The 13,435-nt window shown below is 45.7% G+C and carries 18 protein-coding genes; 10 read left to right on the forward strand and 8 right to left on the reverse strand.

Annotated elements, in window-relative coordinates; genetic code table 11:
- The first annotated feature begins 131 nt into the window (after positions 1-131).
- The 3 genes from crtA (at position 132) to hpsJ-A (ending at position 2,500) form a co-directional block, all read left to right on the forward strand.
- Complete coding sequence (gene crtA / locus QUB24_RS15485) at positions 132-983, forward strand: cyanoexosortase A (protein ID WP_333154027.1); 852 nt, start codon at positions 132-134, stop codon at positions 981-983.
- The gene (locus QUB24_RS15490) at positions 983-1,651 is read left to right on the forward strand and encodes a cyanoexosortase A system-associated protein (protein WP_333154028.1); all 669 of its coding nucleotides are present in this window, start codon (positions 983-985) and stop codon (positions 1,649-1,651) included. The genes crtA and QUB24_RS15490 overlap by 1 nt, the downstream gene beginning before the upstream one ends.
- Before the next feature lie 171 nt (positions 1,652-1,822).
- Positions 1,823-2,500, forward strand: coding sequence for an HpsJ-like protein, cyanoexosortase A-associated (hpsJ-A, locus tag QUB24_RS15495; protein WP_333154029.1), 678 nt, complete (start codon positions 1,823-1,825; stop codon positions 2,498-2,500).
- Between the two features lie 421 nt (positions 2,501-2,921).
- On the opposite strand, the gene QUB24_RS15500 is transcribed toward hpsJ-A, so the two are convergent.
- Together QUB24_RS15500 and rpaB are read right to left on the reverse strand one after the other, a co-directional pair.
- The gene (locus QUB24_RS15500) at positions 2,922-3,563 is read right to left on the reverse strand and encodes a cofactor assembly of complex C subunit B (protein WP_333154030.1); all 642 of its coding nucleotides are present in this window, start codon (positions 3,561-3,563) and stop codon (positions 2,922-2,924) included.
- A gap of 129 nt (positions 3,564-3,692) precedes the next feature.
- Positions 3,693-4,424 (reverse strand): response regulator transcription factor RpaB, encoded by a 732-nt coding sequence (gene rpaB, locus QUB24_RS15505; RefSeq protein ID WP_071587789.1) that lies wholly within the window; start codon positions 4,422-4,424, stop codon positions 3,693-3,695.
- Between the two features lie 164 nt (positions 4,425-4,588).
- Here rpaB and radA point away from each other — a divergent pair, with 164 nt between their 5' ends.
- From radA to QUB24_RS15540, 7 genes are all read left to right on the forward strand, one after another.
- Positions 4,589-6,145 carry a DNA repair protein RadA gene (radA, locus tag QUB24_RS15510; protein WP_333154031.1) on the forward strand — a complete coding sequence of 519 codons (1,557 nt, stop codon included), beginning with the start codon at positions 4,589-4,591 and terminating at the stop codon, positions 6,143-6,145.
- A gap of 45 nt (positions 6,146-6,190) precedes the next feature.
- Positions 6,191-6,427 (forward strand): type II toxin-antitoxin system prevent-host-death family antitoxin, encoded by a 237-nt coding sequence (locus QUB24_RS15515; protein WP_333154032.1) that lies wholly within the window; start codon positions 6,191-6,193, stop codon positions 6,425-6,427.
- Positions 6,424-6,810: a type II toxin-antitoxin system VapC family toxin gene (locus tag QUB24_RS15520; protein ID WP_333154033.1), complete on the forward strand. Its 387-nt coding sequence runs from the start codon at positions 6,424-6,426 to the stop codon at positions 6,808-6,810. The genes QUB24_RS15515 and QUB24_RS15520 overlap by 4 nt, the downstream gene beginning before the upstream one ends.
- 31 nt (positions 6,811-6,841) lie before the next feature.
- The gene (locus tag QUB24_RS15525) at positions 6,842-7,066 is read left to right on the forward strand and encodes a hypothetical protein (RefSeq protein WP_333154034.1); all 225 of its coding nucleotides are present in this window, start codon (positions 6,842-6,844) and stop codon (positions 7,064-7,066) included.
- Positions 7,066-7,305 (forward strand): type II toxin-antitoxin system HicA family toxin, encoded by a 240-nt coding sequence (locus tag QUB24_RS15530; RefSeq protein ID WP_333154035.1) that lies wholly within the window; start codon positions 7,066-7,068, stop codon positions 7,303-7,305. Before QUB24_RS15525 ends, QUB24_RS15530 begins: the two co-directional genes overlap by 1 nt.
- 79 nt (positions 7,306-7,384) lie before the next feature.
- Positions 7,385-8,239, forward strand: coding sequence for a TIGR02587 family membrane protein (locus QUB24_RS15535; protein WP_333154036.1), 855 nt, complete (start codon positions 7,385-7,387; stop codon positions 8,237-8,239).
- Positions 8,236-8,640 (forward strand): TIGR02588 family protein, encoded by a 405-nt coding sequence (locus tag QUB24_RS15540; RefSeq protein WP_333154037.1) that lies wholly within the window; start codon positions 8,236-8,238, stop codon positions 8,638-8,640. The genes QUB24_RS15535 and QUB24_RS15540 overlap by 4 nt, the downstream gene beginning before the upstream one ends.
- A gap of 197 nt (positions 8,641-8,837) precedes the next feature.
- Here the strand turns inward: QUB24_RS15540 and QUB24_RS15545 are convergent, their stop codons facing one another.
- The 6 genes from QUB24_RS15545 to QUB24_RS15570 form a co-directional block, all read right to left on the reverse strand.
- The gene (locus tag QUB24_RS15545; protein WP_333154038.1) at positions 8,838-9,431 is read right to left on the reverse strand and encodes a CPBP family intramembrane glutamic endopeptidase; all 594 of its coding nucleotides are present in this window, start codon (positions 9,429-9,431) and stop codon (positions 8,838-8,840) included.
- Positions 9,432-9,462: 31 nt separating this feature from the next.
- Positions 9,463-10,545 carry a DUF3326 domain-containing protein gene (locus QUB24_RS15550; protein WP_333154039.1) on the reverse strand — a complete coding sequence of 361 codons (1,083 nt, stop codon included), beginning with the start codon at positions 10,543-10,545 and terminating at the stop codon, positions 9,463-9,465.
- The gene (locus tag QUB24_RS15555) at positions 10,542-10,733 is read right to left on the reverse strand and encodes a hypothetical protein (RefSeq protein ID WP_333154040.1); all 192 of its coding nucleotides are present in this window, start codon (positions 10,731-10,733) and stop codon (positions 10,542-10,544) included. Before QUB24_RS15555 ends, QUB24_RS15550 begins: the two co-directional genes overlap by 4 nt.
- 57 nt (positions 10,734-10,790) lie before the next feature.
- Positions 10,791-11,108 carry a 2Fe-2S iron-sulfur cluster-binding protein gene (locus QUB24_RS15560; protein WP_333102813.1) on the reverse strand — a complete coding sequence of 106 codons (318 nt, stop codon included), beginning with the start codon at positions 11,106-11,108 and terminating at the stop codon, positions 10,791-10,793.
- A gap of 244 nt (positions 11,109-11,352) precedes the next feature.
- Positions 11,353-11,898, reverse strand: a complete 546-nt coding sequence (locus QUB24_RS15565) for a Uma2 family endonuclease (protein WP_333154041.1) — start codon at positions 11,896-11,898, stop codon at positions 11,353-11,355.
- A 290-nt stretch (positions 11,899-12,188) separates the two neighbouring features.
- Positions 12,189-13,370, reverse strand: a complete 1,182-nt coding sequence (locus QUB24_RS15570) for a GTPase (RefSeq protein ID WP_333154042.1) — start codon at positions 13,368-13,370, stop codon at positions 12,189-12,191.
- Between the last annotated feature and the right edge of the window lie 65 nt (positions 13,371-13,435).

Here is a 13,435-nt window from a genome sequence, read left to right on the forward strand (position 1 = left end):
TTGTCAATCTTTGTGAAGATTTAGTGAAAAATCATCCCAAACGTATAAATTCAAGTGTTTGTAGCTGATAATTTTAATAGAGTTACAAGATTAAGCATTTTAGAAGCTTTTAGGAAAAACACAAAGCAGCAATGACGGAAATCAACTGGCTCAAGCACATCCAAGAACCTAAATACTGGCTGTTAGGCATCGCCTCCGGTTTGATTGCCCTACACCTAACTCTAACTTCCAGAACAAACGACACAGACCTGTTCGGTACAATGTTCCTGTTTTGGGGAGTCGTAGCATTTCTCATTTGGGAAAGGCACGAATCCTTAACTTTTGAAAGCGGAATTTTTGCCAGCTTATTTGGGACATCGTTAATTGCTTTAATATTGCTCAAAAGTTCGTCGATATCTGGATACGACTTTTTTATCAGAGCAACGCCTTTTTTGTCGGCAATCAGTCTCGCCTTGCTTGCTTCCGGCACAAAAGGACTGAAACAATATTGGCAGGAACTTTTAATTCTTGGCTATACAGCTATTCCTCCAGGATTGATCGGAGTATTGGTTGATGTCCCCCAATTAACCGCTAAATTTTCAGCTTTCATCCTGCACTATGTAGGATTTGACGTGGTGCGAAAAGGGGTTTTTCTAATTCTGGAAAAGGGAAGCGTGGAAGTGAATCACGGCTGTTCCGGGGTGAATGCGATGCTACAATTGTTAGGACTAGCTCTGGTTTTCTTACTGATGTTTCCTACCACTACGGGTCAGAAAATTGTATTGCCATTCGTGGCAATAATTACTGCATTTGTAGTTAATGCCGCGCGAGTGGGTCTCCTAGCCGTGCTGGTATCGCTATCTCAACCCGCAGCATTTAAATACTGGCACGAAGGAAATGGTTCGGTAATATTTTCGATGATTGCTGTATTTATTTTCGGGTTATTCTGCTGGTTTGCAATTTTGAAAGACCAACCCCAAAATAAGGAAGGACAGAATTGCTAATGGCTATTACCTCTTGGAAACCAATTAGGCTTTCCCTGTTGGCTGTTACTTTGGGAGGGGTTTTGTTGGTTGCCGGAAAATTGGTTTTCTATCCCTCGGATGGCAAGCCTGTGGCCACCCCGTTTGAGTTTCCCGAGTCGGTGCCTTTAGCCGATTGGAAACTAAACAAGAGCGCGCCGATCGAACTTAGCGACAATTCAGAATTCAAAGCTGCCAGGAAATATGAATATCAAAAAAATAGCATGGCTCTAGAAATAGAGATGCGCTATGCGGTAGACACCATTGGGGCAGTGGAAGGTATGATGAGGGGACATACAGTTCTCAAGTCGTCTCCTGGTAAACTAGCATTGGCAAACATTCAAGGCGCGGGGTTTCACGGAATTTTGCAACAGCAAGATCGACTGTATTTGAGTTCGTGTATCAATCCTCGTGGCAGTGCTACAGTAACTTCCCAACAGTTTAGATATAATCGAAATACTCGCGATTGGCAGCCAAACCGTATTCTGTTTTGGTTGTTGGGTAGGGGAAATATTCAAGACCGGCGCTGTTTGTGGACTCAGATGTCTGTGCCTTTGGATAAAACAACTCCAGAAGATGCCAAAAAAATTCTAGAGAATGCTTGGGTTTCTTGGTATGAGTGGTGGCAGCCGCGATTCCCCGAGCCTTGACTCGATTCAGTCGATTTTAGCTTTTAGCTTTTAGATTTACTCCACAGGTGAATCGGGAAGCTGGGACAAAAGTCTAAAATGTTTGACTCTCCACGACTGTTGTCGGGGGCTTGTATCCGTTCTTGAGCGGGGTCAAGAGACATTTTTCTTAACAACAACTCTGATTATTTTATGAATGACTTACAAGGCGAACAAGGTTTTTCTATCTACAGACTGCGTTGGATTGGCTACGGTCTATTAATTTTGTCTGTATTAGATACGATCGCAGTTCTTATACCAGCCAATTTTGGCAATCGCCTCTGGGAATTGCAAACGATTGGGGCTGTAGTGGAACGGGTTCCCGTTCCACTACTGGCAATGGCGCTGATATTTTTTGGCGAAGGGTACGACCGCAGAGGTTTGGAAGACGTTTTTTTGAAGGTTTTGTCTTGGGTTTGTCTGCTGCTAGGTCTGGTTTTTCTGTTGATGCTGCCTTTGGGAATTTTTGGCACTATCTACGTCAACAACCAAAACAACGAGCAAATTACTACTCAAGCAAACCAACAATTAGCTCAGTTACAGCAGGTGGAAGAACGGCTGAATAAGGGTAGTCCTGAAGATTTAAGGAATTTGGCGGGGGAACTTACTCGTTTGGGGGTAGAAGCGGATACGCAAAACCCACAGCAATTGAAAGAGCAAATTCTTTCGAGAATTACTCCGGCTAAGGAACGGTTACAGACGCAAAGTGCTGCGGTTCAGCAAAGTCAGCGCGTGGGGTTATTTAAAAATGCTGTTAAGTGGCTGCTGGGCGCGCTGATTTCTAGTGTTTTGTTTTTTACGCTGTGGCGCGGTACTGACTGGGCTCGCTAGTAGTTTTGAGTTTTGAGTTGCGAGTTTTGAGCTACTAAGGTGCGCCTAGCGCACCCGGAGAGTCTTGTTGAGGACTAAGATGCGCCCTGTACACGCAGCCCGCGTCTTGGTGGTTAAGAAGACCCTCAAACCCTGGAAATTTCGTTGGGGGCAGCGCTGGCTCTTCTTCTTTTCAAAAGATATCGGTAATAAATCTTGTTTATTGCCGATAGCCAACACCGAGAATGAGGCAAATTCGTCGTTAGCGCAGCCCTCGAAGAAGATCGCACCTTGACGCGGGCTGGCATTGTGCAATCCACAATCCCTAATCCACAATCCCTAATCCACAATCCCTAATCTAAAATCCCTAATCTAAAATCCACAATCTAAAATTTAAAATCCACAATCCACAATCTAAAATCTAAAATCTAAAATCTAAAATCTAAAATCGATTGATGGTATTTTCTAGTTTGTCGGCAATGCCTTCAACCCAGTTTTCATCTTGTTTTGTGTAGCTGCGGGGCGCGTTAGCACCTAAGATTAAAACGCCTTGGGTGCCGATCGGCTGACAGATAACTCCTTGAGTATTTTCTGGCAAATAGTCAAATTCAATTTTGCCGGGGTAAATATTAAGATTTACTAAATAAACTGGTTTATTTTTGTCGAGCACTCGCTGCAATATCGGCCCTGGTTTGACTTCGGGATTGATGCCTAAAATACCGCGCCGCAATAGAACTTTTCCCTGATACACAATTACGATCGACCTTGTGGCGGTATTTGTCAACAGCAAACGCGACGCCCAGGCTAATTCTATTTTCACGGCCTCCGGCAAATCCGGCGCAAATTCAAAACCTTCTTCGCCGATAAGTTTTACGGAATCGGGCGATCGCGCTTGCACCTGCTGCCACAGCAAACCTGTTAAAATCAGCAAAGCGCTGATAATTACTCCCAAAGCGTCCGATCGAGCTTGAGAATCTGTAATTTGCTCTGTCAGCAAGCGGTTGACCATTAGCAGCGTACCTGCTAACCCTCCTGCAACTAAGGGCAATTGCCGCAAAACTTTATTGGGATCAGATTTAGTCATTTGTCAGTTGGCTGTTCACTGTTGGCTGTTCACTGTTGACTGTTCACTGTTGGCTGTTCACTGTTGACTGTTGGTTGTCAACCGTCAACCGTCAACCGTCAACCGTCAACTGCCAACTGCCAAGTGACTTTATCCTACTTCTCCAATTTCGACAATTCGCTGGAAGAGATAGCCGGTGCCGCGGGCGGTGAGAATTAATTCGGGATTGCTGGGGTCGTCTTCCAACTTCGCCCTAAGCCGGGAGATGTGAACGTCCACTACGCGGGTGTCTACGTGGCGTTCTGGCGTGTATCCCCACACTTCCTGCAAAATTTCCGATCGCGAAAAAGGCTCTCCAGAACGGCTGACAAGCAGTTCTAACAGGCTGAATTCCATGCCCGTGAGGCGAATTCGTTCGTCGCCTTTGTAAACTTGGCGCTTGTTGGTGTCAATCCTAATATTGGTGACGTGGATGACTCCAGAGCTGGGAATGCCCGATGCTCCGTTTTTGTCAACCCTCCGCAGTACCGAACGGATGCGGGCTTCAAGTTCTTTGGGAGAGAAAGGTTTGACGACGTAATCGTCGGCACCTAATTCTAAACCGGTGATGCGATCGGCTACGTCTCCCAAAGCAGTTAGCATGATGATAGGCACGTCTGACTCTTTTCGCAACTCCTGACAGACGCCGTAACCGTCTAGCTTCGGCATCATCACGTCCAAAACCACTAAGTCGGGTTCGGTGTTGCGAAATGTTTCGAGAGCTTCTTCGCCGTCAGCAGCGGTGACGACATCGTAGCCAATCATGGAAAGGCGAGTCTCCAGAATGCGGCGGATACTGGCTTCGTCATCGACTACCAGAATTTTTTCTTTATGGTTTTCCAAGTTACCGAGCACTCCTTAAGTTACATTTCAGATAATGTTAATTTTTTGTACCCTATCATAGAAGACACAAATTGAATCATGTGTGGGTATCGGTCTGAAAGCTTGATAATTGCTTTAACTCAGACTTTTCTAAATGTTAGGGTGACTATTTATCATAGTAAACAATGCCTAAGCCTCGAATACAATATATTTGTCGGGAATGCGGCTATGATTCACCACAATATTTTGGCAGGTGTCCTAGCTGTCAGAAGTGGGATTCTTTTGACGAGCAGTTAGAACAACCTACTGTTGGTGTGCCGCGGGCTGGTTTAACAGGGGTGACAACTAAGACAGTGGGCGGTTCGCCCCCTGATAAGTCGAAGGGTCAACCCAGGGTATCTTTCAGATTATCGCAGATTTCCGACCAAACTCAGTCTCGCTGGCCTTCTGGTTACGGGGAGCTCGATCGAGTTTTGGGAGGCGGGATTGTTCCGGGCTCGCTGGTGTTGATTGGGGGGGAACCGGGAATCGGGAAATCGACGCTGCTGTTGCAGGTGGCGAATATGTTGGCCCGCAAGGATCGGATACTGTATGTCAGTGCGGAGGAGTCCGGCCAGCAGGTGAAGTTGCGATCGCAGCGTTTGGGTGTGGCTAATCCGGTTGAATTGTCAAGCAACGGCGGGCATAAATCTGGCAGTAACGGGGAAGCTAAAAAGGATTCCGAGGACAATTCAGCGGAGAATTTCTATTTGCTTCCAGAGACGGATTTAGAAGTTGTTTTGCGGGAGTTGGAAGCGCTGAAACCGAATGTGGCGGTGATTGACAGCATCCAAACTATTTATTTTGCTAGTTTAACATCGGCTCCGGGTTCGGTGGCTCAGGTGCGGGAATGTACTTCTGCTTTGATGCAGGTTGCGAAAAGGGAAAATATTACTTTATTTATTGTCGGTCACGTTACGAAAGATGGAGCTTTGGCGGGGCCGAGGGTTTTGGAACATTTGGTAGATACTGTACTGTATTTTGAGGGCGATCGCTTTGCTTCTCATCGACTTTTGCGATCGATGAAAAACCGTTTTGGCGCTACTCACGAAATCGGTGTTTTTGAAATGGTAGCCAACGGTTTGCGAGAAGTAGATAATCCGTCGGAGTTGTTTTTAGGGAATAGAGATGAATTTTCTCCTGGTACTTCGACGACTGTTACTTGCGAAGGAACTCGACCGATTTTAGTGGAAATTCAGGCGTTAGTTAGCCCTGCAAGTTTCGGTTCCCCGCGCCGCACTACTACTGGTGTGGACAATGCTAGATTGCAGCAAATTTTAGCTGTTTTGGAGAAAAGGGTGGGGATTCCTTTATCTAAATTAGATGTGATTTTGGCGACGGTGGGCGGGTTGAAAGTGGATGAACCGGCGGCGGATTTGGCAGTTGCGATCGCCGTTGTGGCCAGTTTTCGCGATCGGGTAATTGATGCACGCACTGTTTTGCTTGGGGAAGTGGGTTTAGGGGGACAGGTGCGGCCAGTTTCCCAATTAGAGTTGCGGCTAAGGGAAGCGGCTAAGTTGGGGTTCAAAAGGGCGATTATTCCTAAGAATCAACCGGTGCCGGAGTTAGGAATGGAGATTATTCCGGTGGCGAAGGTAATCGATGCAATAATTGCAGCGATTCCTGCTACACCGGCTCAGTTGCAGTCGGGTGATATGGAATTACAGTCTGTTGATGTGGAGGCAGAGGATTTGTTTAATTGAGTTAGAATGGTGATGTGGAAAATTGAGAGTAAGGAGGCACGAAGTATGTATCAAGTAGACATTATTGAGGCCAAAGAAAAGCTTCTGGAATTAATCGCAGCGGCGATGAGAGGCGAAGAAGTTGCGATTACTCAAGATAACCAGCCTGTTGTAAAATTGGTAGGAATACCGTCAGCTAATAAGAAGCGCTGGCCATCCAAAGCTGGGAGTGCTAAAGGAATGGTTTGGATGTCCGATGATTTTGACGAACCGCTAGAAGAGTTTAAGGAGTATATGGAATGAGGTTGTTGTTGGACACTCATACTTTCATTTGGTATGTCACGGACAACCCTAGACTTAGCGCCCATGTCAAACTGCTAATTGAGGATGAAAATAACGAGAAGCTAGTCAGTATAGCTAGCATTTGGGAAATGGCGATTAAGCACAGCATAGGCAGGCTAAACTTTAGTCTGCCTTTTATGGAGTTTGTCGGACAGCAACTCACTGTTAGCAATATCGGACTACTGGAGATTAATCTCCAGCACATTGAGGTTGTGGCTTCACTGCCTTTGCATCACCGCGATCCATTTGACAGGCTGATAATTGCACAATCTATGGCCCAACAGATACCGATTTTGAGTGTTGATGCTATTTTTGATGCTTATGCGATCGCGCGGGTGTGGTGAAGTAAGTTAGTTTAAAAATAAAGAGGCGAAGATGAAACAATTTAGAATCATCATTGAAAAACATTCCGATGGTTATGTAGCCTATCCCCTTGGCATCAAAGGTGCCGTAGTTGGTGAAGGTGACACCTATGAAGAAGCCTTAGCTGATGTCAAGTCAGCTATTCGCTGCTACATGGAAGTATTTGGCAAAGAAACAATGGAAAACGAATCACCTGCGATCGAGACTTTTTTAGTAGAAGCAGAGGTGGCTATTTAATGTCAAAGTTTCCTGTCGATGCTTCTAAAAGACGAGTCATCAGAACCTTTCAGTTGTTGGGTTTTCGGATTATTAGAGAACGCGAACATATTGTCATGGTGCGAGAGAATCAGGATGGCACGGAGACTCCGTTAGTAATGCCTAACCACGATCAAATAAAATCAGGGACACTGAGAGCAATTTGTACTCAGGTGGGAATTTCTAGAGAGGAATTTTTAATAGCTTATGCACAAAGTTGAGTGCAGATGCTATATACGATAACACTTGAAATATGTCAAATTAGAGATTGCCTTTTTTGAGGTGCATTTTCAATCAAACATGAAAAAATCAAAAAGACGTAAAAATCAGTGGTCAAATGAACTAAACGACATCATTCGAGGTGCATCTGGCGGCTTTTTGTTCGGGATTCCCCTGCTTTATACGATGGAGGTTTGGTGGATTGGTTCGTATACTAAACCAGCGGAAATGTCGATCGCGATCGCAACTACTTTTCTCGTCGTTTTCTTGTTGACTCGCACGGAGGGTTTTCGCAAAACTAAGGACATCCGCTGGCTAGATGCTGCAATCGATACCGTAGAAGCGATCGCCATTGGCATTGTTTGTGCGGCTTTTGTCCTATTTTTGCTCAGGGAAATTACCCCGGAGACTCCGCTGCAAGAAACTTTGGGAAAAATCATATTTGAAGGCCTACCGTTTTCCTTGGGAGTTGCCCTGGCAAGCGGTTTCTTGAGCGGCGATCGCTATCAAAGCTCAGACAGCGAAAAGGAACCTAGCATCAATCCAACTGTAGCAGATATCGGCGCTACTTTAATCGGCGCGATGATCATAGCTTTCAACATCGCCCCAACTGACGAAATTCCCATGCTAGCGGCCGGTATTTCGCCACCTACGCAATTAGCAATTATCGCCGCTTCGCTGCTAATTTCCTACGGTATTGTATTTGTAGCAGGCTTTACTTATCAAGCAAAAAGACAGCAGCAGCAAGGGATTTTTCAGCGTCCCCTCAGCGAAACTGTCATGGCCTATTTAGTGTCGCTGGCGGCTTCTGCATTTATGATGTTTTTCTTCCACAAACTCAGTTTTGACGACCCGTGGTCGATTTGGTTGAACTATACGTTAGTATTGGGATTGCCGGCGACTATTGGGGGCGCGGCGGGGAGGTTGGCGGTATGAGTGAAAGTAATAACGAACAGCAAGAAAAAAGAACTCCTGCTGAATGGGTGACATTTGCGATCGCCTGCTTGATCCTTTTTACCCTCACCGGACTCGTAATCTACAACTGGGTGACTAAAAAAGACGAACCTCCGATTATTTCTGTCACTCGGAACACGCCTATTCGTGAAACTCAAGGGCAATTTTATGTACCGTTTACAGTGACAAACACGGGCGGCGAAACGGCAGAATCAGTGCAAATTAGTGCCGAATTGCGCGTCAACGGTGAAGTTGTAGAATCCGGCGACCAGCAAATTGATTTTTTGTCAAGTGGTGAAACTCAAGAAGGAGCTTTTATTTTCAGTCGTAACCCCAGTCAAGGTGAATTGATTGTGCGATCGAGCAGCTACAAACTGCCTTAACACAGATAAAACTCGGCGGTTAAAACCTTTTCACCTCTGTGAACTCTTCCTCTCCCTACCCTTCGGGAACGGCTTCGCCGAACGCGCCCTTCGCGTCTTCGCGGTTCCTTCAATCTCAAAACCCCCTTGCGCCTTGGCATTTATTGCTATATATTCCGCCCAGGCGCGATTTCAATCACTTTGGAATTGCGATCGAGCTAACGCTTCACCAGATTGTGTTCCCACTTCCAAACACAGCTAGAAATCAAATTTGTGCAGATATGAGCCGTAATTGGCACTAACAAATTCCCAGTAGCTAAAACACTGTAACCCAACAGCAATCCGACAGCCGTTGCCCAAACAGCATAAGGCCACTGATCCAGGGCTCCCAAGTGCAGAATGCCGAAACAAAAACTCGATAAAACTAAACTGGTAACATTCAATCCCAAAGCAGACAGCATCACGCCTCGAAATAGCAATTCTTCGCTAAGTCCCGGCAGGAGTCCCAGCCAAATTAAATCAGGCCAAAACAAAGGTTTGAGCACTACTTCCAAGTAAACATCCGCACTCCGGCGATAACCGGGCCAGAGGTGATAAACGATCGCACTGCCGCCTGTAATTGCCAGTCCGAGCGCAAATCCTTTGAGCAAGTCCATTCCTATCAATTTGACTGGCAAAAGCGATACCGATCCAAATAGTAACCACAATTTAGCTACCGCCAGCAACATAATTGCTGTCACGCCCATTGCTACTAAAACTTGGGTGCGCGTCAAGGGTTCAATTTCAGGATTTCCGGGAAGTTTTTCTGCCACTTAATCACTTTTAGATTTGAGGTTTGAGATTTTAGATTTGTTTTGTTGAGTCAGACAAACAACGCAGGGGGGAGATGTCTGCACCCAAGGAAGCTGGACTGATGCCGGCTCGCAAAGCGACCAAAACTCCGATCGCCTCTAAATATGAGTTTACCTGCAAAGCTTTGATTCCGAGTTTTTCTGGAGTCGCCTGCATCTGGGTTTTGTTGTCCCCGACAGCGATGATTTGTACGGACGATCGCCCACTCAAACTCAGAATAGCACTGCCGCCGCAGGCTGTGGCGGGTATCACCACCGCATCGACTCGATCAGCGGTAATTGATAATTGATTGTGCTGCTGGCTTTCTGGCGCTACCAATTGGGGAGCTTTGCTGAGGCCGGCAAGCACACAAGGTAGGAAAGTATAGCCGATTTCCTCAGCAGCTGATCGCGGGGACAGGTGCGGATCGAGGGGAAGCGCAGACAGCGCGGGGGCGTGGGCGCAGGGGATTTTAAACGTCCTGACGACGAGGTGGCTGATCACAGCTTCCGCGCCGGCGAGGGGGTCAACTCCTTTGCCGCGGCGGTAGTTTTCGAGGGCGAGGCTGCCTTCATCGTCGGGAAATCTGGCTACAACTGCGATCGCCTCTACTCTTGCTTGTGTGATTAATTTTTCGGCTGCGCGCAATAAACTGTCGGGATTGCTGATCGTCCCCCAGGATGCCCCTGATTCAGAAATACGCAATTCTACTTGCAGGGGGCGATCGGTTAAAACACAATCTGTTATATTCAAGCCCAATGTAGCTCTCGCTGCATCAGCCGCTTGCAAGTGCCGCAACTGCAATTCTGGTTCGATCGCGGAATCTAGGATTAAGCCGATGCGATTTTGATGTACCGGTTGCAGTCCCCAGCATCCGGCCGCAAATTTGTCAAGGGCATAACCTTCAACGTAGAGAGCGTTAGGTATCGGCCAATAAAGTTGAGCACCGTTGAGGACGTTGGGGTGAGTGATCAGGGTGTCTGAAATTTGGGCGATCGCCCTAGCCACGGGCAGCGCATCTCCTGCAAACCCCCCGATCGAGGCTCCAACGCCTGTGGGGACTATCAAAACCACTGTCAAAGGGCGGGGGTTCACGGTGTTGTGGGGGATGCTTCTACGAGCACGTAGCCTTCTACCACAGCCTTTTGCCGATCGACATCCACGTCTGTGACGGCCCACCGCAGGGGTTCCCCGTGCTTTTGCAGTTCAATTTCAATAGCCGAGTGCAGTTGCTCGGCGGTATCGTGGAGGTCAACTTCTGCGGAAATGAAATGGGTAGTCATAGGGCGATCCATAGTGGTTTTACCGCTAACGGTACTTAGGTCAATTTTAGCTTAGTGCTAGGATTTACCGAATTGGCGATCGTACACAATGTCTTCTTTTTCTGTTTCTATCTTCAAGTTCGATCGGGGATAAGCAACGCACAGCAACACATAACCTTCTGCCTGAAGTTCGGGACTAACGCCCATGCCATCAACTTGATCGACTTGACCCTCAATAATTTTAGCAGCGCAAGTAGTACAAACCCCCGCATTGCATGAACTCGGCAACTCAATGCCGGCGGCGTTGGCGGCGCGGAGAATTTGTTTATCTTCGGGTACTTCTACGGTATAGGTAGTGCCTTGGTGGATCAATTCAACAGTGTAAGTCTTAGACATATATCAATTATTGGTTTTAATTCCCCAATTGGAATTTACGCTAGATTTGGAAACAAAGCAATCAGTATTTTACCGCTGTTTGTGATTTTGTGCAATTTTACAACTGCATTTTTTATTGATAAATTTTTTTATTAATTGGCTGGGCGAGCGAGTGGCATTTTGTCAATCACTATTTCACAAATTATTACAAGCCTCACGGCGGAACTGTGCCACAAAGCACTTATACCTAATTAATTTTTTGCCTTCAAGCCAACAACTCATCAACCGCAAGACTAAAACCCGGCAGCACTAGCTGAGTGCTGACGGTAGAACCCAGGTTAAAAGTTAACTTTTGAGTTTGAGTCATTATCATTATCCAGCGACTTTCTGGAAAAACTATCCAAACTTCCAGACAACCAGAATCTAAATACTCTTGTGCTTTAAGAAAAATCTCTTCCGCAATATCAGTAGGAGAAACTATTTCTGCAATTAACGGCGGACTTTGAGGCAAAGTAGGAACCTCGCCATATTCAGTAACAAGTTCAGGAGTCAGATAAGCTACATCAGGACGGCGCACTCGCCTGTCAGTACGACAAGGAACTTCTGTATACACTTCGCCGCCTTGTCCGCTAGATATCTTATAACTTCTCCAAGAATAATCTAGTCTAGATTGGATTCGACTGTGTTTTACTGTCATGCCATTTTTCTCCGCGATTTGCCCGTCCACCCATTCCATATCATCGGCGGGACTGGCTATAAAGTCTTCTAGAGAAACATTGTCTGATAAAACGGCTGTCATTACCATAGCCATTTACTCCCTTTTGCAGAATTAACTAAATTATAGCAATCTTTGGTAATTGGTAATTGGTAATTGGTAATTGGTAATTGGTAATTGGTAATTGGTAATTGGTAATTGGAACTGAGATATTGCACCCTTTTCAGCAACAGGCTTTCCGGCCTGTTCCACAAGAAAATCAATATCTTTGTGGAACAGGCATCTTGCCTGTTCATAAAAGGCTTATTGAGAATGGTGCAATATCTCAGTTGGAGTAAAAAAATAACCTATTCCCTATGCCCCATGCCCCATGCCCTATGCCCTATTTACTCAATATTAATTTGATTGGGTGGTTTAGGTTGATCCTGTTTCTCATCCTTCAAAGTTTTACGCCCAGAACTAGCATAATCCTTATAAAAATCCACAAACATCTTTGTCAACTGCTGCAAAGAAAGTTGTTCCCCATTAATTTGAGCTTTCATATAAGCTTTAAGCACTTCAATGTAAGCCAAACCGAGGGCAAGCGTGAGAGTTGCTGCCGTTGCACCGGAGATAGCACCGCCGACAACAGTACCCGCACCAGGAATCATTTTAATCAAATTAGTAACAATACTTCTGCCAACAGCAGTCACCCCACCAGCGCCACTAATAGCAGACAGCATCGCCGAAATAAACCCCTTATCAAAGGGCATTCCAAAAATTACAGTAATATTAGCAATCATTGCCGTTTGCATCGTCATCAAAATCGGCGCATCAGCAAACGGTACAGGAGTCGCACCGACAATTGCAGAACCTGCAACATAAGCACTTAGATACTTAAATGCCATATCTGATTTGAGCGCAATATTAGCAATTTGTTCTTTAACAAAAGCTTTTTTAGCTACTTCCGGCAGCAGTTGAAAAGTTGCATCTACCAACTTATCTAAACCGTGAGATTTTACTGTATAATCCTCATCAATTTCTTCAGGTTCAGCCATGACGGGGATGATTTGACTGACTGGCAAATTCATGTGTTCCAGTTGCTTGAAAAACTCGCTAGGCTTTTTAGATGTCGTCTGAGTCAGCACTAAAATCACTGGTACGTCTTTGACTTCCATTTCTTTTAGCCAGCTTTCTTCTACAGATTCTATTCTATTGGCGCTGTGATTGATGCAGTACCAGATGACGTGAATGTGTTCTTTTGGGTGCAGGAGTCTTTGGTCTTCAATTAGTTTAGCAACGTTTAATTGAATAACTTTAATTTGTTCGGCATTGAGTTCGAGTCCGGGAGTATCGTAGACTGTAATTGGGCAATTTGGTTTGGTATATTGGCGAATGCCTTGAGTTATGGGGCGGCCGACTCCGGTTTCTGCTAAGCGTTGGCGAAAAACGGAATTTATTAGGGTACTTTTGCCGACACCAGTTTTGCCGATGACTAAAACATTGCACTGTCCCACTTGGTTTTCTGCGTCTTTGAAGGCGTAGTAACTTCTATTTAAAAGCTCGTCTAAGGAAAAGTCGTCTGACATGGCGGTTTGCTCCGATAATGGTGGGATATCGAATCTGGATTAAATACCACCGAATAGAATTCGGA

Source organism: Microcoleus sp. B9-D4, from assembly GCF_036705105.1.
Lineage (GTDB): Bacteria > Cyanobacteriota > Cyanobacteriia > Cyanobacteriales > Microcoleaceae > Microcoleus.